This is a genomic window from Chromatium okenii (genome assembly GCF_002958735.1).
GTDB lineage: Bacteria > Pseudomonadota > Gammaproteobacteria > Chromatiales > Chromatiaceae > Chromatium > Chromatium okenii_A.
The window spans coordinates 109,649-130,709 of the sequence record NZ_PPGH01000018.1 but is presented as its reverse complement, the minus strand read 5'-3'; the positions used below and the strand labels follow the sequence as shown (position 1 = coordinate 130,709).

General features: G+C 48.3%; 21 protein-coding genes. 13 read left to right on the top strand and 8 right to left on the bottom strand.

Annotated elements, in window-relative coordinates:
• Positions 1-11 precede the first annotated feature (11 nt).
• From CXB77_RS03695 to CXB77_RS03675, 5 genes are read left to right on the top strand one after another with little or no spacing between them, the layout of a single operon-like run.
• Positions 12-890, top strand: coding sequence for an XrtA system polysaccharide deacetylase (locus CXB77_RS03695; RefSeq protein WP_105072954.1), 879 nt, complete (start codon positions 12-14; stop codon positions 888-890).
• Positions 883-1,929: a FemAB family XrtA/PEP-CTERM system-associated protein gene (locus tag CXB77_RS03690; protein ID WP_105072833.1), complete on the top strand. Its 1,047-nt coding sequence runs from the start codon at positions 883-885 to the stop codon at positions 1,927-1,929. The genes CXB77_RS03695 and CXB77_RS03690 overlap by 8 nt, the downstream gene beginning before the upstream one ends.
• Positions 1,930-1,939: 10 nt before the next feature.
• Positions 1,940-3,142 carry a TIGR03087 family PEP-CTERM/XrtA system glycosyltransferase gene (locus CXB77_RS03685; protein WP_105072832.1) on the top strand — a complete coding sequence of 401 codons (1,203 nt, stop codon included), beginning with the start codon at positions 1,940-1,942 and terminating at the stop codon, positions 3,140-3,142.
• Positions 3,139-4,698, top strand: a complete 1,560-nt coding sequence (gene xrtA / locus CXB77_RS03680; protein WP_105072831.1) for an exosortase A — start codon at positions 3,139-3,141, stop codon at positions 4,696-4,698. The genes CXB77_RS03685 and xrtA overlap by 4 nt, the downstream gene beginning before the upstream one ends.
• Before the next feature lie 53 nt (positions 4,699-4,751).
• Positions 4,752-6,644 carry an XrtA/PEP-CTERM system amidotransferase gene (locus CXB77_RS03675; RefSeq protein WP_105072830.1) on the top strand — a complete coding sequence of 631 codons (1,893 nt, stop codon included), beginning with the start codon at positions 4,752-4,754 and terminating at the stop codon, positions 6,642-6,644.
• A gap of 99 nt (positions 6,645-6,743) precedes the next feature.
• Here the strand turns inward: CXB77_RS03675 and ssb are convergent, their stop codons facing one another.
• Together ssb and cobF are read right to left on the bottom strand one after the other, a co-directional pair.
• Positions 6,744-7,241 (bottom strand): single-stranded DNA-binding protein, encoded by a 498-nt coding sequence (gene ssb / locus CXB77_RS03670; RefSeq protein ID WP_105072829.1) that lies wholly within the window; start codon positions 7,239-7,241, stop codon positions 6,744-6,746.
• Positions 7,242-7,399: 158 nt separating this feature from the next.
• Entirely contained in the window at positions 7,400-8,170 is a 771-nt protein-coding gene (gene cobF / locus CXB77_RS03665) for a precorrin-6A synthase (deacetylating) (protein ID WP_105072828.1), read from the bottom strand.
• Positions 8,171-8,364: 194 nt separating this feature from the next.
• Here cobF and bchE point away from each other — a divergent pair, with 194 nt between their 5' ends.
• The 7 genes from bchE (at position 8,365) to CXB77_RS03630 (ending at position 17,751) form a co-directional block, all read left to right on the top strand.
• Complete coding sequence (gene bchE / locus CXB77_RS03660; protein WP_105072827.1) at positions 8,365-10,011, top strand: magnesium-protoporphyrin IX monomethyl ester anaerobic oxidative cyclase; 1,647 nt, start codon at positions 8,365-8,367, stop codon at positions 10,009-10,011.
• A 120-nt stretch (positions 10,012-10,131) separates the two neighbouring features.
• Positions 10,132-11,700: a cobyric acid synthase gene (locus CXB77_RS03655; protein WP_105072826.1), complete on the top strand. Its 1,569-nt coding sequence runs from the start codon at positions 10,132-10,134 to the stop codon at positions 11,698-11,700.
• A gap of 3 nt (positions 11,701-11,703) precedes the next feature.
• Positions 11,704-12,000, top strand: coding sequence for a cysteine-rich small domain-containing protein (locus CXB77_RS03650; protein ID WP_105072825.1), 297 nt, complete (start codon positions 11,704-11,706; stop codon positions 11,998-12,000).
• Positions 11,993-15,748 carry a methionine synthase gene (gene metH, locus CXB77_RS03645; protein WP_105072824.1) on the top strand — a complete coding sequence of 1,252 codons (3,756 nt, stop codon included), beginning with the start codon at positions 11,993-11,995 and terminating at the stop codon, positions 15,746-15,748. Before CXB77_RS03650 ends, metH begins: the two co-directional genes overlap by 8 nt.
• Before the next feature lie 48 nt (positions 15,749-15,796).
• The gene (cobU, locus tag CXB77_RS03640) at positions 15,797-16,372 is read left to right on the top strand and encodes a bifunctional adenosylcobinamide kinase/adenosylcobinamide-phosphate guanylyltransferase (protein WP_172452524.1); all 576 of its coding nucleotides are present in this window, start codon (positions 15,797-15,799) and stop codon (positions 16,370-16,372) included.
• A complete protein-coding gene (locus CXB77_RS03635) occupies positions 16,372-17,253 on the top strand; it encodes an ABC transporter substrate-binding protein (RefSeq protein WP_105072822.1) in 882 nt (293 codons plus the stop codon). Before cobU ends, CXB77_RS03635 begins: the two co-directional genes overlap by 1 nt.
• Before the next feature lie 9 nt (positions 17,254-17,262).
• A complete protein-coding gene (locus CXB77_RS03630; protein ID WP_105072821.1) occupies positions 17,263-17,751 on the top strand; it encodes a peptidylprolyl isomerase in 489 nt (162 codons plus the stop codon).
• On the opposite strand, the gene waaA is transcribed toward CXB77_RS03630, so the two are convergent.
• The 4 genes from waaA to CXB77_RS03610 all read right to left on the bottom strand — a co-directional run bounded on the left by waaA (position 17,748) and on the right by CXB77_RS03610 (position 20,335).
• On the bottom strand, positions 17,748-19,046 hold the full coding sequence (gene waaA / locus CXB77_RS03625; protein ID WP_172452511.1) for a lipid IV(A) 3-deoxy-D-manno-octulosonic acid transferase: 1,299 nt from the start codon (positions 19,044-19,046) through the stop codon (positions 17,748-17,750). The genes CXB77_RS03630 and waaA overlap by 4 nt on opposite strands.
• Complete coding sequence (locus tag CXB77_RS03620; RefSeq protein WP_105072820.1) at positions 19,043-19,381, bottom strand: CZB domain-containing protein; 339 nt, start codon at positions 19,379-19,381, stop codon at positions 19,043-19,045. The genes waaA and CXB77_RS03620 overlap by 4 nt, the downstream gene beginning before the upstream one ends.
• 109 nt (positions 19,382-19,490) lie before the next feature.
• Positions 19,491-20,174 carry a methyl-accepting chemotaxis protein gene (locus CXB77_RS03615; protein ID WP_197710983.1) on the bottom strand — a complete coding sequence of 228 codons (684 nt, stop codon included), beginning with the start codon at positions 20,172-20,174 and terminating at the stop codon, positions 19,491-19,493.
• Positions 20,087-20,335 carry a HAMP domain-containing protein gene (locus tag CXB77_RS03610; protein ID WP_242445442.1) on the bottom strand — a complete coding sequence of 83 codons (249 nt, stop codon included), beginning with the start codon at positions 20,333-20,335 and terminating at the stop codon, positions 20,087-20,089. Before CXB77_RS03610 ends, CXB77_RS03615 begins: the two co-directional genes overlap by 88 nt.
• Here CXB77_RS03610 and CXB77_RS22840 point away from each other — a divergent pair.
• Entirely contained in the window at positions 20,282-20,410 is a 129-nt protein-coding gene (locus CXB77_RS22840; protein WP_277949344.1) for a hypothetical protein, read from the top strand. The two genes, CXB77_RS03610 and CXB77_RS22840, sit on opposite strands and share 54 nt — an antisense overlap.
• Positions 20,411-20,498: 88 nt before the next feature.
• On the opposite strand, the gene CXB77_RS22835 is transcribed toward CXB77_RS22840, so the two are convergent.
• Both CXB77_RS22835 and CXB77_RS03605 read right to left on the bottom strand, forming a co-directional pair.
• Positions 20,499-20,630: a hypothetical protein gene (locus CXB77_RS22835; RefSeq protein WP_277949340.1), complete on the bottom strand. Its 132-nt coding sequence runs from the start codon at positions 20,628-20,630 to the stop codon at positions 20,499-20,501.
• A 50-nt stretch (positions 20,631-20,680) separates the two neighbouring features.
• Positions 20,681-20,998, bottom strand: coding sequence for a hypothetical protein (locus CXB77_RS03605; protein WP_105072818.1), 318 nt, complete (start codon positions 20,996-20,998; stop codon positions 20,681-20,683).
• Between the last annotated feature and the right edge of the window lie 63 nt (positions 20,999-21,061).

Genomic DNA, 21,061 nt, shown 5'->3' with positions numbered 1-21,061 from the left:
AGGCAACCTTAATGATAAACAAAAAAACATTTTGTAATGCATTTACTGTAGATGTTGAAGATTATTTTCAAGTTTCTGCTTTTGAAAAGTATATTCACCGTGACGATTGGGAAAGGTTACCATGTCGAATTGAAAAAAATATGGAGTGTATTTTAGCTCTTTTGGATCAGTATAAAATTAAAGCAACTTTTTTTACTCTCGGTTGGATTGCTGAACGTTATCCAAAATTAATCCAAGAATTAGTTGCTTGCGGGCATGAATTAGCAAGCCACGGTTATTCACATATCAGAGTTACGCAACAGAATCATAACAGTTTTTTTGATGATGTTTACCGTACCAAAGCACTACTTGAAGATATTGGCGGTGTTGAAGTACGCGGTTATCGTGCAGCGAGTTATTCAATTGATCGCACTTGTCTATGGGCACATTCTGCATTATGTGAAGCCGGTTATTTTTATAGTTCAAGCATTTATCCAGTTCACCATGATTTGTACGGCATACCCGATGCGCCCCGTTTTGTTTATCAACCTATTTTAGATCATCCTGAATTTATTGAAATTCCAATTACAACTACTGATTTTTTTGGGTATCGCATTCCCGCTGGTGGTGGTGGTTATTTTAGATTTTACCCTTATTGGTTCTCTCGCTGGGCAATAAAACGAGTGAACGAATATGATAAGCAATCAGCATTGTTTTATTTTCATCCTTGGGAACTTGATCCTGAACAGCCTAAACAAACTGGATTAAATCTAAAAACACGTTTTCGCCATTACTTAAATTTGCATCGTACTGAATCAAGGTTGCGACAATTATTTGTTGATTTTCAGTGGGATCGAATGGATCGCATTTTTTTAGATAATGCTGTTATTAGTGGAGAACATCATGAATAATTTAGCAACGTCAGTGCATATTCGACAGCTTTCCGCTAAGGACATGACGCGCTGGGATGCGTTTATTGAACAACAATTGAATGCGACATTTTTTCATCGTGCAGGTTGGAAAACGGTTTTAGAGCAATCATTCGGACACACTGCCTATTATCTATTTGCAGAATCGGCTCAAGGTGACATATTAGGTATTTTGCCGCTTGCACATATAAAAAGCCGTTTATTTGGAAATACGCTTATTTCAACACCGTTTTGCGTCTATGGCGGGAGCATTGCGATTTCCAATGAAATTGTTCAACAATTAGATGCTGCTGCTTGTCATTTAGCTGAAGAACTACAGGTTGATTGTTTGGAATTACGTCAACGTAGTTTTTGTCATACTGATTGGCCTTCTAAAAATTTATACGTTACTTTCCGCAAACCAATTGATGCTGATCCAGAAAAAAATCTACTAGCAATTCCACGTAAACAACGGGCGATGGTGCGTAAAGGAATTCAAGCTGGTTTAGTAAGTTGTTTTGATGATGATATTGATACTGCACATCAGGTTTATTCAGAGAGTGTCCGTAATTTAGGAACCCCAGTTTTTTCTAAGCGTTATTTTCGTATTTTAAAAAATGTGTTTAAAAAGGATTGTGAAGCATTAACTGTGCGTCATGGTGATACCGTAGTTGCAGGAGTAGTTAATTTCTATTTTCGTGATGAAGTTTTACCCTACTATGGTGGCGGAACAACAGCATCGCGAGAACTAAAAGCCAATGATTTTATGTATTGGGAAGTAATGCGTAATGCCAGTGAACGTGGTTGTCGATTATTTGATTTTGGACGTAGTAAACAGGGCACTGGTTCTTTTGATTTTAAGCGTAATTGGGGATTTGAGCCGGAGCCAATAAACTATGAATATCATTTAGTAAAAGCTAAACAAATACCTGATGTGAATCCTTTAAATCCAAAATATCGGTTATTTATTGCGGCATGGAAGCGATTGCCATTACCAGTTAGTCGGTTAATTGGTCCTTTATTATCGCGTAATCTTGGTTAGGGTGATACACATGGAAGACCTACTTTTTTTAGTTCATCGTATTCCTTACCCGCCAAATAAAGGCGATAAAATTCGCTCTTTTCATTTATTACAATATCTCAGTCGCTATTACCGAATTCATCTCGGAACTTTTATTGATCAACCCACTGATCAACAGTACTGCGAAACAGTGCAGTCATATTGTACGAGCACTTGGTTTGGAAAGTTATCACCACACTACGCTAAAATTAACAGTATTATTGGTTTATTAAACGGTGAAGCCTTAACACTTCCTTATTATTATCAGCGTGGACTTGAAAAATGGGTTAAAGCGCAATGCGCTAAATATGATATTACACGAGTTTTAGTGTATTCATCAGCAATGGCGCAATACGTACTTGATGCTGAATTTTCAACAATGCAACGAATCATAGATTTCGTTGATGTTGATTCTGAAAAGTGGCGTCAATACAGCATGACTAAACGATTCCCAATGCGTTGGGTTTATCGGCGCGAGGCAGAGCGCTTAGGTCAATTTGAATGCAAGGTTGCTAAAACTTTTGATGCCAGCATATTTGTATCAGATGCAGAAGCATCTTTATTTCGGCAGCAATTAGGAGTCAATACGGCGAAGATAGTTGCTATTAACAATGGCGTTGATTCCGAGTTTTTTGCACCAGATTCTAATCGTTTATCGCCTTTTCATGGCACTGCGCCACGACTGGTTTTTACTGGTGCAATGGACTATTGGGCAAATGAAGAAGGTGCGAATTGGTTTGCCCAACATATTTTACCGATGATACGTCAATCATTTCCGACCTGCGAATTCTATATCGTGGGTATGAATCCTACGGCAGGTGTGCGGCAATTAGCGGATTTACCGGGCGTAATAGTGACAGGTGCTGTCGCAGATATACGCCCGTATGTGCAATACGCCGATGTGGTAGTTGTGCCATTGCGGATTGCAAGAGGTATTCAAAATAAAGTATTAGAGGCAATGGCGATGGCGCGACCAGTGGTAACGACACGCACAGCACTAGAAGGTATTTCTGCTGAAATAGGACGCGAAATACAGGTTGCTGATACTGCGCTGGCATTTGTAAAGCAAGTAATTAATATTCTTAATGGCAACGATGCAGCATTGGGCATTCATGCCCGGAATTTTGTGGAAGCACATTTTTCTTGGGCAGCAAGTTTGCCAAAAGTTCTCACTCTATTAGAGGGATCGAGATGAATAACACAATAAAAGCAGTAAATTACCAATCTATTGCTTGGATAAAATTAATTGAATTAAACCTATTGCTTGCTATTTTGTTAACGCTGTTATGGTCAAGTTACGCTGACATCGTGCACATTTGGTGGCGCTCACAAACATTTACACATGGTTTTTTAGTAGTTCCTATTGCAATTTATCTTATTTGGCGTAAACGCTTAGAAATTAAAAAAATAACATTAAAAACAGAACCACTGGCGATCCCTTTAATTGCTTTAACCGGATTGACTTGGTTGCTGGCACGATTAACTGAAGTTGCCGTTGTTGAACAATTCACAGCAGTTGCGTTAATTCCGTTGATTTTTTGGTTAACCCTAGGGACAGCCGCTGCGCGTGTATTGACATTTCCGTTGGGATTTTTGATTTTTGCAGTACCTATGGGTGAAGCATTAGTTGATCCGCTAATGCAATTTACAGCAGCATTTACTGTTATGTTACTGCGTTTAACCGGTTTACCAGTGTTTTGGGATGGTACTTTTTTTAGTATTCCTAGTGGTGATTGGTCAGTGGTTGCTGCGTGCAGCGGAATTCGCTATCTCATTGCGTCATTATTTCTTGGTACGCTTTACGCTTATATCAATTATCGCACACTATGGCGACGCCTGTTATTCATTATTTTATCAGGAATCGTGCCGATTTTCGCAAATGGATTTCGTGCTTATTTAATTGTAATGATTGGGCATCTTAGCGGTATGAAATTAGCGGTTGGTGTCGATCATTTGATTTATGGCTGGGTCTTTTTTGGCGTTATCATGTTTTTACTTTCTGCGCTCGGAAATTTATGGATGGAGCCACCATTATCTGCCACTCCTAATAACACTAATCTTGATTCAGAATTGCCGTTAACAATTACAGCAGAGCCGTTAAAACGCAGCGCAGCGTTATTAGTTATTGGATTAATCTCCTTTGCGGTGTGGCCATTACTTGATACATGGTTACAACGCCCTCAATCCGCACCAACTGACTTCGCGTTTACATTGCCTGTAGGTCAAGATCATTGGCAACCACGCACCGACGCATTTACTGATTGGACACCACGTTATCTCGACGCGACCTTAGAAATGCGGCGCGATTTTGAAGATCAAACGAATACCACTGCTGCACCAGTTGGGTGTTATTTCGCTTTTTATAGCAATGTACAGGGTGAATTGGTTAATTCAGAAAATGTGATGGTATCTCAAAATCATCCACTGTGGCGAATGCCCTCACATCGAACTATTCAGGTTTCCATCGCTGGGAATGATATGACGGTCATTGAATCGCGGGTGCATTCTGATTCTCAAACGCTATTAGTGTGGAATTGGCATTGGATTGATGGCTATGTTACTGCGAATGACTATGTGGCAAAAATCTATCAATTATTTGCAATAGTTACAGGACATGCGTATCGACAAGTTGGCGTAGTTTTTTACACCACAATTACCGATAACAAACAGGATGCAGCGCATCAACAGTTACAACGGTTTGCAAATGATATGTTGCCAGTCATTAATGCGCGTTTGCATGAAATACCCTGAAATAACGCCACGAAATAATCGGCTTTGATGGAATAGATAAGGGGATGATTTAGATGTGCGGAATTGCTGGAATCTTTGATACTCAAGAACGCCGCCCTATTAACGCCGAGCAATTGGCGCAAATGAATCAGACGCTATTTCATCGCGGACCCGATGACGGTGGACTGCATCTGGAGCCGGGTGTAGGTTTAGCACATCGGCGATTATCAATTATTGATTTATCCGGCGGACATCAGCCATTATTTAATGAAGATGAATCTGTGGTCGTAGTGTTTAATGGTGAAATTTATAATTTTCAGGAATTGATTGCTGAATTGCGTACTGCTGGGCATCAATTCAAAACGCATTGCGATACAGAAGTCATTGTTCATGCGTGGGAAGAATGGGGCGAACGCTGCGTTAATCGCTTTCGTGGAATGTTTGCGTTTGCGTTGTGGGATCGTAACCGCGAGACGTTGTTTTTAGCGCGAGATCGGCTGGGGGTTAAGCCGCTGCATTACGCGCTTACTGCTGACGGATTATTGCTTTTTGGTTCTGAAATCAAGGCATTGCTTGTTGATCCAACGTTGTCGCGGGAAATCGATCCGCTGGCGGTGGAAGAGTATTTCGCTTACGGCTATATCCCTGATCCGCGTAGTATTTTTAAATCTGTGCATAAGTTGCCGCCCGCTCACACGCTGACGTTGCAGCGCGGTAATGGTACATTGCCTGCGCCGCGTGAATACTGGGAAATATCGTTTCAATCCAATGGCATAACCGATGTACGCGAGGCAACCGAGCAGGTGATTGAACGCCTGCGCGAGGCAGTGCGCATTCGTTTGGTGGCAGAGGTGCCGCTGGGCGCATTTTTGTCTGGCGGCGTCGATTCGAGCGCAGTTGTGGCGATGATGGCTGGGCTGTCGGAGCGTCCGGTCAACACCTGTTCGATTTCTTTCGGCGACCCGCGTTTTAATGAAAGTGCGTTTGCCGAGCGGGTGGCGCAACGTTACCGGACTGCGCATCACGTCGAAGCCGTTGATCCTGATGACTTTAATTTAATTGACCAACTTGCAGCACTGTACGATGAACCTTACGCCGACAGTTCCGCAATGCCGACATATCGAGTATGCGAGCTGGCGCGGCAACGGGTGACGGTCTGTTTATCTGGCGATGGCGGTGACGAAAGTTTTGCCGGTTATCGCCGCCACCGCTGGCATGTGCACGAGGAGCAGGTGCGCGGGCGTTTACCGCAATGGTTGCGCGGACCGCTATTTGGCACGCTCGGCGCGTTATATCCGAAAGCAGATTGGGCGCCGCAGGTATTGCGAGCAAAATCAACGTTTTTGGCGCTGGCGAGGGATTCAGTTGATGGCTATTTCGATAGCGTGTCAATTCTCGACGCGACGACGCGAGAAGCGTTATTTTCGCCGCAATTCAAACGAGATCGTCAAGGTTATCAGGCAGTTGAAGTGTTGCGCCGCTATGCTGCCCGTGCGCCAGAGCATCCGTTATCACGGGTGCAGTATTTGGATATGAAAACCTATTTACCCGGCGACATTTTGACGAAAGTAGATCGCGCCAGCATGGCACACGCATTAGAAGTGCGCGTACCATTTCTTGATCACCAATTTATTGATTGGGTGTCGGGATTACCGCCCGAATTAAAATTGCAGGGACGCGAAGGAAAACATGTATTGAAAAAGGCATTAGAACCGTATTTAGGTGATGATATTCTATACCGTCCTAAAATGGGTTTTGCCGTACCATTAGCGAATTGGTTTCGTGGACCGCTGCGGGAACGAGTACGACAAAGCGTATTGGGTGAACGTTTGAATGACACCGGATTATTTGATGCCCAGCAATTGCAATGGATGGTGGAACAACATCAATCAGGAATGCGTGATTTTAGTCCAGCAATTTGGAGTTTATTGATGTTTGAAGCGTTTTGTGCGCAGCAAAATTTGTAACTGAATTTTGGTCGTACTCGAAGCATTATTTGATATAAAAAAGCCCTGTAAATGCAGGGCTTTTTATTAGAGCGTTATCGCTAATAACGCAATTAAAGGTTAGAACGGAATATCGTCATCAAAATTACTGCTACCGCCGTGGCTTCCAGATGACGATGGTGCAGACGCAGCAGATTGCGGTCGGCTGCTACTGCTACTTTGAGGTGCATATGATGGCTCATCATCAAACGGTACTGAAGAGCCGCTACTCTGTTCTTGGCGACCGCCGAGCATCTGCATTGTTCCAGCTAAATCAACCACAACTTCAGTAGTGTAATGATCTTGACCCTCTTTTTGCCATTTGCGTGTACGCAACTTGCCTTCAACATAAATCTGTGATCCTTTGCGCAGATACTGCTTGACCACTTCAGCGATTTTGCCAAAGAAAACAACACGATGCCATTCAGTGCGCTCCTGTTTTTCGCCAGTGTTACGATCTTTCCACGTCTCCTTAGTGGCGAGTGAAACATTCGCCACAGGATCACCGTTGGCCATGTATCGCACTTCAGGATCGGCACCGAGATTTCCGATCAAAATCACACGATTAACACCTGCCATCTGCTTCTTCTCCCACCCCGCAGGGCGTTGTTCATGGTTCAAAAATCAATCATAACAGCCCCGCCAAACGGAGCGCAGTTGCTATTTGTGCGTTAGTGGCTACAAACAGATTTTATCTAGGGTTTTTCTAATGAAAAACTAATCAGAATTGCTGACATTTACTCAGCACTATTTGTTCTGCGCCGCAGCAAATAAATATCCATCAGCCAGCCCTTTTCATCCCGCACTTGGGATTTAATACGCAGTAAATCATCGCGTACTTCATCTATTGCTCCAGCCATTAACACCTCATCGGCGCAACCAAGATAACCTCCCCAATAAACATCCATATTTTGCCCAGTGAAGCGTTGAAATGACGCATTATAATCCAGCATCACCACTGCGTTATTGATTTCAGTTGGATCGCAAGTTTCAACATGGCGTCCAGTGGTAATGGTGATGCTTTCACCGACACGATTGAGTGGGATTTTATGTTTTGCGGTTAATACTTGTATCGAGGTGATGCCGGGAATGATTGTAAATTCTAATTGTCCCGCAGAATGCGCAGTTAAATCAGCAATTAACGAGACCGTTTGATCATAAAGCGATGGATCGCCCCATAATAAAAATGCACCAATTTGACCGTCGGTCAATTCGTCCGCGACCAGTTGCGCAAATAGCGCCCGTTTTTCATCGTGCCAAACTTGCACATCATTTTGATAATCAACGGTTTTAGCGCGAGCCGGACTGGTCGCCATTACCACCCGATACCCGGTATTGCCGAGATAATGCGTCAGGATGGTTTGGCGCATTTCCAGCAGTTCTGCCTTGCCGCGCCCCTCCTTTTCCAGCATAAAAAACACGTTCACCTGCTTGAGCGCGTTGATCGCCTGCATCGTGAGATATTCTGGGCTACCCGGTCCCATGCCAATTAAATACAGTGTTTTCATCGTGATCCGTGTTTACTCTGCTGCGATTCCAAACCGATCAGTTGACTTCGTATAGCGATTTGGAAGTGTGGTTGCTATGATCATCCGCCTAGTCCGAATTCCACTTTAAGTTGGTGCGCCCCTTGCTTTGATACCACGTTATCACCACTTTTCGATGGCTTTTCTTACTGTTTTTCACTCATTCGGAGCCAACAATGCGAATCCTTTTTGTCCACCCAAATTATAGCGCCGGTGCTGCTGACATCGCAGGTAACTGGTCGCCAGCATGGGTCGCCTATCTGGCAGGTTATCTCAAAGCAGGTGGTTATCAAGATTATCAGTTCATCGACGCACTGGTAGATAAATTGGACGATGAGCAATTGCGCGTGGCTATCCGTAATGCCAAGCCCGACATCGTTGCAACTACTGCGATGACCCCGATGATTTACACTGCGCAGCGCGTATTACAAATTGCGAAAGAAGAACATCCAAATGTCATTACCATGCTGGGCGGTATTCATGCGACTTTCATGTATGCGCAAGTATTCAATGAAGCGCCATGGATTGATGTCGTGGTGCGCGGTGAAGGTGAAGCCGTTACGCTCAATTTAATTCGCGCCATTGATGAAGGACGCTGGCTGACTGAACGCGAGAACATTAAAGGCATTGCTTATGTCGATGACAATAAACAAGTCATCGCCACTCCCGTCGAACCATCAATTAAAGATGTCGATTCGATTTGGCCAGATTGGAGCGTGTTGGAGTGGAAAAAGTACATTTACATTCCGCTCGGCGTGCCAGTAGCAACGCCGAATATGGCACGCGGTTGTCCGTTTACATGCAGCTTCTGCTCGCAATGGAAATTCTGGCGTGATTATCGCGTGCGCAGCCCCAAGCGCATGGTCGATGAGATTGAAGAATTGGTGAAGGTTCACGGCATTGGCTTCTTCATTCTCGCTGATGAAGAACCGATGATTAACAAGAATATGTTTGTCGAATTCTGTCAGGAATTGATTGACCGCAAACTTGGGATTTTATGGGGCATTAACACCCGCGTCACCGATGTGATGCGCGATGAAGATTTACTGCCGTTTTATCGTAAAGCCGGCTTGGTGCATATTTCACTCGGCACCGAAGCGGCAGCGCAGTTGAATTTGGATCGTTTCGTGAAAGAAACGACGGTCGCGCAGAATAAACGCGCCATTCAATTGTTGCAGCAGAACGGGATTGTGACCGAGGCGCAGTTCATCGTTGGGTTGGAGAATGAAACCCGTGCCACACTGGAAGAAACCTATGAGATGGTGATGGATTGGGGCGCAGATATGGCCAATTGGTCGATGTTCACGCCGTGGCCGTTCTCCGATATGTTTACGGAAATGGGCGACAAGGTGGAGGTGCATGATTATTCTAAATACAACTTCGTGTCGCCGATTATGAAGCCCGACAACATTGATCGCGCTGAATTATTGGATGGCGTGATGGCGAATTATCGGCGCTTTTATATGCGCAAGATGTTTTTCCAATATCCTTGGGTGAAAGACCCAGTGCGCCGTCGTTATTTGCTGGGCTGTATTAAGGCGTTTTTGAAGAGCGCCTATGAACGCCGCTTCTATCAATTGGGGCAGCAGAATTATTGGGGCCCGCTGTTGAAAAAGCTCATTCGCTTTGATTATGACAAGAGCAGATCGAAGATTGTTGAGCCAGATCATAATGCGTGGAAACAAGCGCCAGCCGCGAAACGTCCGGCGATCAGTGTGATTGGCGCTGCGCCACAAACGTGCAGCAACGGTGCGCCGAAAGCCTGCGGTGGCGGCAATGAGCAGATGACTGAGGAACAGATCAAGCAATACGAGCGCCATTGATTTTGATGTGGGCGCTGCCGGTGGTGTTGCCGGAAGTGCCGCGGTGAACTCTGAGCCTGCATTTACCGCAACTGCGGTTTTGATGCAGGCTTTTTCTATTGATTTTCTGAGAATTAACGCATGACCGATTCTGCACCGCCAATCACGTTGATTTTGCCGCCGTTGCTCGCACACGGCCCGCGTCGCGCCCGTACTTTGATGATTCAGGGCACGGCCTCTGATGTCGGTAAGAGCTTGTTTGTCGCGGGATTATGTCGGGCGTACACGCGACGCGGGCTGGTGGTGCGACCGTTCAAAGCGCAAAACATGAGCAATAACGCGGCAGTAACGGCGGACGGTGATGCGCCAGCAGATGTTGCTGGCGAGCAACCACGCGGTGAAATCGGTCGTGCGCAGGCGTTGCAGGCTCGCGCTTGTGGCGTCGCGCCATCAATTCACATGAACCCCGTATTATTAAAACCACAAAGCAACGTCGGTTCGCAGGTCGTGTTGCGCGGACGCTCGCTCGGCAATTGTCCAGCGCGGGTCTATCACGAAATGCGCCAAGGCTTGATGCCAGCGGTGTTGGACAGTTTCGAGCGCCTCTGTGCCGAGGCCGATTTGGTGTTGGTGGAGGGCGCGGGCAGCGGCGCGGAGGTGTATTTACGCCACTGCGACATTACCAACATGCACTTTGCCGAACGCGCCAAGGTGCCGGTCATCGTGCTCGGCGATTTGGACAAAGGCGGCACGATGGCGTCATTAGTCGGCACGTGGCTGCTGCTCGATCAAGCGGATCGTGACCGCGTGGTCGGCTACATCGTCAACAAATTTCGCGGCGATTTTTCGCTGTTTGAACCGGCCTGCGCGACGATTACTGCGCACACCAACTGGCCATTTTTGGGCATGGTGCGCTGGTTTGAAGGCGCGGCGCGACTGCCAGCGGAGGATTCGCTGGCGCTGGAACGACCGGCGGAAACCAGCGGCGGCACCTTAAATATCGTGATTCCACGCCTGTCGCGGGTCGCCAATTTTGACGACATGGACCCGCTGGCCGCCGAGCCGAGCGTCAATCTGCGCTGGCTCAACTCCGGCGAACCGCTGCCGGCAAATACCGATGTCGTGATTTTGCCCGGCTCGAAAGCGACCCGCGCTGATTTGGAGGTGCTGCGGCGCGAAGGTTGGGACATCGACATCCTTGCACACGTTCGGCGCGGCGGGCGCGTGGTCGGATTATGTGCGGGATTTCAAATGCTTGGGCGCGTCGTGCGCGATCCGCTGGGCATCGAAGGTGTGCCGGGCGAGACCGCCGGTTTGGGACTGCTTGACCTTGAAACCGAGATCAGCGGCGATAAACGCCTGATTGAAATTGTGGCGCAAGAACAACAGAGTGGCTGCCGCGTCACAGGCTATGAAATGCACATGGGGCGGACGACTGGCGCGGGGCTGGCGCGACCTTGGTTGCTGCTGGATGACGGCGCGGGCGACATACGAGCGGAAGGCGCGATGACGGCGGACGGGCGCGTGATGGGCGGTTATGTACACGGCATTTTCGGCGCGGATGCGTTTCGGGCGCATTGGCTAGCGCAGGTTGGCGTGCAAGCGGCGCAAATTGATTTTGAAGCGCGAATTGAATCTGCATTAAATGCGCTCGCCGATCACGTTGAAAGCTGTTTAGATTTAGATGCGTTGCTGGCGCTGGCAAAATGAATAATGAATGTCGCTGCATCTTTCCAAGGATTTACCAATACCGCCTGTGCATTTTATCCCTGTCACAGCGGTATTCACCGAGAATTTAACTGCTTATTCTGCTATTGCCCGTTATATGCTTACAATTGCCCCGGCACTTATTCAATGTTGATTGATCGTCATGGTCAACCGCGCAAAGATTGTTCTCAGTGCCGCTTGCCGCATGATGGTTATGCGGCATCATGGCAGTTCATTCAAAAGTGGTTAGAACAACCGACGCTGTGGTCAACAGATCAATTTAAGGATACTCATAATGCTTAATTCAACCTCACGCTTAAAAAATCGCCTTGCGCAAACAATTTTAATTCTGGATGGTGCAATGGGCACTATGATTCAGCGTCACAGTTTAACCGAAGCAGATTATCGCGGCGCACGGTTTGCGGACTGGCCGAGCGATGTAAAAGGCAATAACGATTTATTGGTCTTAACGCGCCCCGATGTGATTGCTGGAATTCATCGCGCTTATTTAGAAGCGGGCGCAGATATTATTGAAACTAACAGCTTCAATGCCACGCGCATTGCAATGGCTGATTACGGCATGGAAGCGTTATCTTATGAAATCAACGTGGCAGCGGCGCGATTAGCGCGAGAATCTGCAGATGCGTATTCAACACCAGATAAACCACGTTTTGTTGCTGGCGTTCTCGGCCCCACCAATCGCACTGCATCTATTTCACCCGATGTAAATGATCCTGGTCATCGCAATGTTGATTTTGATACGCTGGTTGCGGCTTATACCGAATCAACTCGCGGTTTAATTGTGGGTGGCGCAGACATCATTTTAATTGAAACCATTTTCGACACCTTGAATGCAAAAGCGGCCGTATTTGCAGTGCGCCAAGTTTTTGATGAAGATGGGATTGAATATCCAATCATGCTGTCTGGGACAATTACCGATCAATCCGGGCGCACATTAACAGGTCAAACGACTGAAGCATTTTTCAATTCGCTGCGCCATGCTGATCCAATTAGCATTGGCTTAAATTGCGCTCTCGGTCCGTATGAATTGCGCCCCTATGTACAGGAATTAGCACGAATTGCCGACTGCATGGTTTCTGCACATCCTAATGCCGGATTACCGAATGAACTTGGCGGTTATGATCTCAGTCCTGAACAAATGGCAACTGAAGTTGCGAATTGGGCGCAAAGTGGTTTTCTTAATATCATCGGCGGCTGTTGCGGCACGACGCCCGATCATATTCGCGCAATGGCTCAGGCGGTTGCTGGAATGCCACCGCGCCAGCGTCCAAATATCGCGCCAGCGTGTCGGTTATCGGGGTTGGAACCATTTAATATCGGTGCAGAATCGCTGTTTGTGAATATCGGTGAACGCACCAATGTTACTGGCTCGGCACGCTTTAAGCGGTTAATTAAAGACGGTGATTACGATACCGCATTGAGTGTGGCGCAAGAGCAAGTTGAAAACGGCGCACAAGTCATTGATGTGAATATGGATGAAGGGCTGCTTGATGCAGTTGCGGCGATGCGGCGGTTTCTCAATTTAGTGGCTGCGGAACCAGAAATTGCTCGCGTACCGGTGATGATTGATTCCTCAAAATGGGAAGTGATTGAAACCGGATTGAAATGTGTTCAAGGCAAGTCCATCGTCAACTCAATTTCAATGAAAGAAGGTGAAGCAAAGTTTTTACAGCAAGCGCGATTATGTCGGCGTTATGGCGCAGCAGTGATCGTGATGGCATTTGATGAAGTTGGGCAAGCGGATACGCAAGCCCGCAAAATTGAAATTTGCACTCGCGCTTATCGGCTTTTGACGGAACAAGTTGGTTTTCCGGCAGAAGATATTATTTTTGATCCGAATATCTTTGCGGTCGCTACCGGAATTGAAGAGCATAACAATTATGCAGTCGATTTCATTGAAGCCACTCGTGAAATTAAACGCAGCTTGCCTCATGCCAAAATCTCCGGCGGCGTTTCCAATGTCTCGTTTTCATTTCGTGGCAATAACCCAGTACGCGAAGCAATTCACGCTGTATTCCTCTATCACGCCATTCGTGCTGGCATGGATATGGGTATTGTTAATGCCGGTCAATTAGCCATTTATGATGATTTATCTGCTGAATTACGCGATGCAGTTGAGGACGTGATTCTCAATCGTCGCGCTGATAGCACTGAACGGTTATTGGATATTGCACCGCGTTATCAAGGAGATGGCACTGCCGAAGTGCGTCCAGAAGAACAAGAATGGCGCAGTTGGCCAATTGAAAAACGCTTAACCCATTCTCTCGTTAAAGGCATCACTGATTACATTGATGAAGATACAGAAGCAGCGCGGCAATTATTAGGACGACCATTGCTGGTGATTGAAGGGCCGTTAATGGCGGGCATGAATTATGTCGGCGATCTATTCGGCGCAGGCAAGATGTTTTTACCGCAGGTGGTGAAATCAGCGCGAGTGATGAAAAAAGCGGTTGCTTATTTATTTCCGTATTTAGAAGCGGAAAAAGCTGCTGCTGGTGATATGGCGAAAAATAACGGACGCATTTTAATGGCAACCGTAAAAGGCGATGTGCATGATATTGGTAAAAATATCGTTGGCGTTGTTTTGCAATGCAATAATTATGAAGTGATTGATCTTGGCGTGATGGTTTCCGCAGAAACTATTTTTCAACGGGCGCTTGAGGAGCAGGTCGATATTATTGGTTTATCGGGATTGATTACGCCGTCATTAGAAGAAATGGTGCATGTTGCGCAAGAAATGCCACGACAAGGTTTGGATATTCCGCTGTTAATTGGCGGTGCGACGACTTCTAAATTACACACCGCATTAAAAATTGCGCCGCAACGCACTGCGCCCGTGATTTATGTGCCAGATGCGTCGCGGGCAGTTGGCGTTGCGTCTAAATTACTCAGTGATGAAATGCGCGGCGATTACATTGCCGCAATCAATACAGAATACGCGGCAATTCGCGCTGCGCGTGAAAGCAAAGATAATACGCGCAAAGCGATGTTAATTGCGGATGCTCGCGCCAATCGGACGCGGATTGATTGGGCGAATGAGCAACCACCGCGTCCGGCAATGCTCACGCCGGAATTGACTAATGACGCTGGATTTAATTTACAGATTGAACGCGACGGCGACCGCGTGATTGGTGTGATTGAAGATTTCCCGCTCACTGAATTGGTGGATTGCATTGATTGGCTGCCGTTTTTTAATGCGTGGGAATTGGCGGGGAAATTCCCTGCTATTCTGGATGATGAAATCGTCGGTACAGAAGCGCGGGCATTATTTGCAGATGCGCAAACCTTTTTAGCGCAATTAGTGAATGAACGCTGGCTAACGGCGCGTTGTGTTTTTGGGTTTTTCCCCGCCAATCGTGTTGCCGATGATGATCTTGCGCTCTATACCGATGACACGCGCCAAACCGAATTAACGCGATTGCATCATTTACGTCAGCAAATGTTGCGCAGCGCCGAACGTAGTCAATTCAATCTCTGTTTAAGTGATTTTATTGCACCGCTTGAAGCGCAGCAGCGCGATTATCTTGGTGCGTTTGCATTAACCACTGGCATCGGTATTGACGCGCATTTAGCGCGTTTTGAAGCCGATCACGATGATTACAACGCCATTATGTTAAAGGCGCTGGCGGATCGTTTAGCGGAAGCATTTGCGGAACGGCTGCATCAATTGATTAGAACGCATTATTGGGGTTATGCGCCTAATGAGGCGCTTAATAATGCAGAATTGATTGCCGAACAATATCAAGGCATTCGTCCCGCACCGGGTTATGCAGCCTGTCCCGATCACACTGAAAAAGGGACGTTGTGGCAATTATTAGAACCGGAGCGGCGAATTGGTTTGCAACTCACTGAAAACTTCGCCATGTTGCCAACTGCTGCCGTTTCCGGTTGGTATTTTTCACATCCGCAAGCCCGCTATTTTGGTACGGGTAAAATTCAAAAAGATCAAGTTGAAGATTACGCCAAGCGTAAAGGAATGACGCTGGCAGAGGCAGAACGATGGTTAGCGCCAGTATTGGGTTATGAATAAATCCCCCCAGCCCCCTTTGCCAAAGGGGGAGCAAGAAAGTCTCTCCGTATTAAAAAGCCCCCCTTTGGAAAAGGGGGTTGGGGGGATTTCTCAACGATTCTAATTACTGGTCCAGCGCGGAGTGGTAAAAGTGAATGGGCGGAAAGGTTAGCGCATGAATCACAACGGCAAGTGATTTATTGCGCAACCGCACTTGAAAATGCCGATGATGCAGAATGGACAGCACGAATTGCTGCCCATCGCACCCGACGTCCGGCAACATGGGCAACGGTTTGCGCTCCAATTGAATTGTCGGCAACGCTTGCCGCTTATCAAAATGCGCAGTATTGTCTATTGGTTGATTCACTCGGCACTTGGACGGCGAATTTAATTGAACTGAATGACGCGGATTGGCAATTTCAGGTTACGCAATTGTTTGAACAATTGAAAACGCATCCCGCGTTAATTATTTTTGTTGCCGAAGAAACCGGCTGGGGTGTCATTCCCGCATATCCGATGGGGCGGTTATTTCGTGATCGTTTGGGTGGATTAATTCGTCATCTCGGCGGGCAATGCGCAGCGACCTATTTGGTGACTGGCGGTTATGCGTTGGAATTAAATCGTTTGGGTGTGCGGATTGAATAATGCAGCAGATTGGTGTATTCATCAGCCTATTGTTATTGACGTTATCGACGTTGGCAGATTCATTGCCAACGGTTGCTAGCACCAATTTATGTGCTGATTTGTTATTGCTGCAAATTGCTGATCCAGCGCAAATTATTTCGGTGTCTCGCGCCAGCCACAATCCGCAACTTTCGCCGCTCGCCGCCACTGCTGCGCGTTATCCGACGAATCGCGGCAGCGTGGAGGAAATGTTGGCGCTTAAACCGAATATCGCGCTGGTGTACAGTGGTTGGACGGGGCGGCGTCATGCGGAACTATTGGCAAATCAAGGAATTGAAGTGATTGCGCTGCCGTATCCGAAACATTGGGACGATGCGCTCAACGCGGCGCGGCAACTTGCCGCTCGGCTGGGACGCGGTGCGGAAACTGAGGCCAAAATTGCTGCGATTGCGCAACGGATGGAGGCGCTGGCAATAGCTGCTCGACCTGCATATAACGTGTTGTATTTGCGACCAAATGGCGGGACGGCTGGCGCGAAAACTTATGTTGATGACGTGTTGCAGCGGCTGCATCTGCGCAACGCTGCGGCGCGTCGTTCGGGTTGGAGTCGGTTTCCGCTGGAGCAGTTGGTGCAAACGCCGCCGGACGTGCTGCTACTCGGTTATTTCGAGCAGAATCAATCACTCACCGCTGCGGCTTACGGGCGGCATCCGCTATTCCAAACGCTGCTGGCGCGACTGCCGACACTCCGAGTGCCGGGCAATGCGTGGGGTTGTGGCGGTTTGGAATTGGTGGACGCTGCCGAACAGATTGCCGCGCAAATCGACCGGCTCGCGCCAATTGAAACTGACAATTCACCGCCAAGTCCGTACCATGCGCCGCTTCTTTTCACCCACAATTGAGATAAACCCATGATTAAACTGACTACCAATTACGGCGACATTGTGATTGAACTCGACACTGAAAAAGCGCCGTTGACCTGCGCCAATTTTGAGCAATACGTCCGCGATGGGCATTACGACGGCACGATTTTTCACCGCGTGATTGACGGTTTCATGGTGCAGGGCGGTGGGATGACGGCGGATTTCACTGAAAAGGCAACGCGCAGCCCAATTCAGAATGAAGCGAAAAATGGGCTGAAAAATCAAACTGGTACGCTGGCGATGGCGCGGACGCCCGACCCGCATTCGGCCAGCTCGCAGTTTTTCATCAACGTGGCGAACAACAGCTTTCTGGATTATCCCGGGCAGGATGGCTGGGGTTATTGCGTGTTTGGGCGCGTGGTTGAAGGCATGGATAACGTCAATACAATCAAAGGTGTGGATACCGGCAGCCGCAAAGGTCATCAGGACGTGCCCAAGCAGGATGTGGTGATTGAGAAAGCGGAAATTCTCGCTTAATTCATCAGGTTCGCGGCGGCGCATGGCGCCGTCACTGCATCCAGCACTTCCACCAACCGCGCCAGCGCCCCACGATGTTCTTCCACCACGCGCTGCCCGCGTTTGCCAATTTCCGCCCGTAACGCTGCATTTGTCAGCCACTGCTGCAACTGTTCCGCCAGCGCCGCAACGTCATTCATTTGCACTGCCGCGCCAGCACCAATCAGCCATTCCGTCATCGCCGCAAAATTAAACGTGTGCGGCCCGACAATCACCGGTACGGCAACCGCTGCAGCTTCCAGCGGATTGTGACCGCCGACTGCAACCAAACTCCCGCCGATAAACGCCACATCTCCCGCCGCCAGCAGTAACGGCAATTCGCCCATGCTGTCACCAAGAAACACCGCCGTTGCCAAATCGCAATTCCGCGCCGCACTCCGCCGCACCAGTGACCAATTCTGGCGGGCAATCAACGCGGCAACCCGTTCAAAACGTTCAGGATGACGCGGAACCAACACCAGCAGCGCGTTTGGCACTTGCGCCCGCAACTGCTGATGCACCGCCAATAACTGCACTTCCTCGCCCTCATGCGTACTCGCTGCCACCCAGACCGGACGCGCCGCGCCGCCCCAACTCTCGCGCACCGCTGCCGCTCGCTGCTGCACATCGGGCGCTGGGCGCTGCTCAAATTTGAGATTGCCCGTGACCGTCACTCGCGCTGGATTCGCGCCCAGCGCAATAAATCGCTCGGCATCGGCAGCAGTTTGCGCGGCAATTGCGGTGAAATGCGCCAGCGTGGAGCGCGTCAACTGCGGCAATCGCGCATAACCTCGCGCCGATTGTGCCGACAACCGTGCATTTGCCAGCACAGTCGGAATGCCGCGCTCGGCGCAAGCAGCGAGCAGATTCGGCCAGATTTCCGTTTCCATCACGATCAAGCATTGCGGCTGCGCCTGCGTGAGAAAACGCCCCACGATGCTCGGTAAATCAAAGGGTAAATAATGTTGCGTCACGTCGTCGCCAAACAGTTCGCGCACCCGATCCGCGCCGGTTGGCGTGGTCGTCGTCACCAAGATGCGCCGCGCTGGAATCCGCGCCAGCAGATGACGCACCAGCGGCGCGGCTGCCTGTACTTCGCCGACCGACACGGCATGAATCCAAATTTCTGCTCGCGGCGCTGGCGCTGATGACCACGCCAGCCGTTCGCCGATGCGGGCGCGATATGCCGGAGTGCGCAGACTGCGCCAATACAAACGCGCCAGCGCGAGCGGCAGCGCCAAGCGCATTAACCAAGTGTAATAACGGTGCACGCTCATCGGTCTAATTGATCCAATAGCACTTGCAACCGATCCGAAGCGTTCACCATCGCGTGATAATGCTGATCGGCTTGACGGTGCTGCTCGGCGTTATGCGCGGTAAGTGCTTGTTTTGCCAGCTCATGCACCTGTTTATGATGAACGTCGATTTCGCGGAATGGGGCGCTATTAGGGAAACATTCCAGTCCTGCGCCGTGATACCACTTGCCAAAATTGCAGGTGTGATGTGTCGGCAGCGCGTTGGGATCGGCGAGCGCAGTGCTGCGCAATTGCTGTTTGATTTTGCGAATAAACACCAGATGCGCAACCTTCGCTTTATGAATGATGCAATTCAAATCATCGTCATTTTTGAATTGACCGAGCGATGCTTGTAATGCTGAAAAGTCTCCATCATCCCGCCCACCGTCGCTTCAGTACGTTTAGATTGATCGCGGGAAACCTGCGTCACTTCACTAATGCGCAGGATGTTATTGGCAACTTCATTATTGTAGCAGCAAGCTGCTCGGCCGCAGTGGCAATTTGATCAATTTCCAAATTAACCACATTGGCGCTGCTCAAAATATCCGCCAGCGCATCGCCAGAGCGTATCGCCTCACTGGAACCCTGCTCGGCTTCAGTAACACTTTTACTCATTGAAATCACTGCTTTAGTGGTTTCCTGCTGAATACCTTGAATCATCTCGCTGATTTCGCGGGTCGCCTGATTGGTGCGTTCAGCAAGCGCCCGCACTTCGGTTGCCACCACCGCAAAACCGCGACCTTGCTCACCAGCGCGGGCAGCTTCAATCGCAGCGTTTAACGCCAACAAATTGGTTTGATTGGCAATTGCTTTAATTGCACCCACGATTGCATCAATTTGATCGGAGCGTGTACCGAGGTCTTGCACAATTTCTGATGCCGATTTCACCATCTGCGTCATGGTTTGCATGGTGGCAATGGTGCGTTGCACCACTTCTGCGCCCTGTTCGGCGAGTTTGCTGGCTTCATGCGCTTGTTCGGCAGCATGACTGCAACTTTGCGCAATGGCATCGGTAGTCGCAGTCATCTGCTCGCTGGCAGTAGCGACTGCCGCCATTTGATCGGCGGCTTGCCCGACATGTTTGAGCGTTTCTTCTGAATCAACTTCCAAATGAAAAGCGCACTCACCGCATGAGAACTGTGATGGTGCATTTGCCCAATTAAGTGCTGAATACTCTGGGTAAAATTATTAAAAACCTGTGCCATTTGCGCCAATTCGTGCCGCCCCGTAATACGCAAGCGTTGACTCAAATTACCCTCGCCTTTACTCAATTCGGTCATGGCTATGATCAATTGATTGAGCGGTTTGGTAATGGATTGCGCAATGGAAAGCAAAATGACACTTAATACAAAAATATACAGCGGAATGCTGAAATTAAGCAGCGTGGTTAAATGATCAAACTGCTGTTTTGCGTGAATAGCGGCAGACTGATAATTAAGCTCGTAAGCCGGTTAACTCGCCAAAATACTTGCGCGATTCCTGCGCTGGCGGCGTCGCATCACGTTCATAGCGTTCAAATAAAGTATGTCGCTCGGCGGCAGGTAATGCCCGCATGTCTTCAACCATTGACAATACAATACTGACAAATTCCAGCGTACTTTTGCGACTTGATTCAGCTAACCGCTGTTCTTCTGCGCTGGTGAGCGCGCAGGCAGCGCATCAAAATTGGTGCGAATGGTAGTTTCCATTGCCCGAATGTCTGCCAGATTTTTCTCAAAATCTCCGCCCAACATGATGTTACGCGACAAGCGACTCACCATATTTAATTCAGCAGTAATCGTTTGCGTGAAAATGTGTGCTTTCGCTTCATGGTCAAATACTCCCATGTTGGTTTGTTCCAATCCGCGCAGTAATAACATTAGCATTAAATAAATTGCTAAACTGGAGACAATGACAATGCCGGTGATTAAATACAGGCGGTGCGAAATTTTCATGTTATTCAGGGATTCATCAACTATTCCTCAATTGGAAACTGCTGGGGCAATGATCATAAACGG

Coding starts and splice junctions, on each gene's coding strand:
- CXB77_RS03635 (WP_105072822.1), top strand. CDS start 16,372: ATGCAGCAGATTGGTGTATTCATCAGCCTATTGTTATTGACGTTATCG.
- bchE (WP_105072827.1), top strand. CDS start 8,365: ATGCGAATCCTTTTTGTCCACCCAAATTATAGCGCCGGTGCTGCTGAC.
- cobF (WP_105072828.1), bottom strand. CDS start 8,170: ATGAAAACACTGTATTTAATTGGCATGGGACCGGGTAGCCCAGAATAT.
- CXB77_RS03685 (WP_105072832.1), top strand. CDS start 1,940: ATGGAAGACCTACTTTTTTTAGTTCATCGTATTCCTTACCCGCCAAAT.
- CXB77_RS03605 (WP_105072818.1), bottom strand. CDS start 20,998: ATGAAAATTTCGCACCGCCTGTATTTAATCACCGGCATTGTCATTGTC.
- CXB77_RS03630 (WP_105072821.1), top strand. CDS start 17,263: ATGATTAAACTGACTACCAATTACGGCGACATTGTGATTGAACTCGAC.
- CXB77_RS03675 (WP_105072830.1), top strand. CDS start 4,752: ATGTGCGGAATTGCTGGAATCTTTGATACTCAAGAACGCCGCCCTATT.
- CXB77_RS03655 (WP_105072826.1), top strand. CDS start 10,132: ATGACCGATTCTGCACCGCCAATCACGTTGATTTTGCCGCCGTTGCTC.
- waaA (WP_172452511.1), bottom strand. CDS start 19,046: ATGAGCGTGCACCGTTATTACACTTGGTTAATGCGCTTGGCGCTGCCG.
- ssb (WP_105072829.1), bottom strand. CDS start 7,241: ATGGCAGGTGTTAATCGTGTGATTTTGATCGGAAATCTCGGTGCCGAT.
- CXB77_RS03695 (WP_105072954.1), top strand. CDS start 12: ATGATAAACAAAAAAACATTTTGTAATGCATTTACTGTAGATGTTGAA.
- CXB77_RS03650 (WP_105072825.1), top strand. CDS start 11,704: ATGAATGTCGCTGCATCTTTCCAAGGATTTACCAATACCGCCTGTGCA.
- CXB77_RS22835 (WP_277949340.1), bottom strand. CDS start 20,630: ATGGTTGAAGACATGCGGGCATTACCTGCCGCCGAGCGACATACTTTA.
- metH (WP_105072824.1), top strand. CDS start 11,993: ATGCTTAATTCAACCTCACGCTTAAAAAATCGCCTTGCGCAAACAATT.
- xrtA (WP_105072831.1), top strand. CDS start 3,139: ATGAATAACACAATAAAAGCAGTAAATTACCAATCTATTGCTTGGATA.
- CXB77_RS03690 (WP_105072833.1), top strand. CDS start 883: ATGAATAATTTAGCAACGTCAGTGCATATTCGACAGCTTTCCGCTAAG.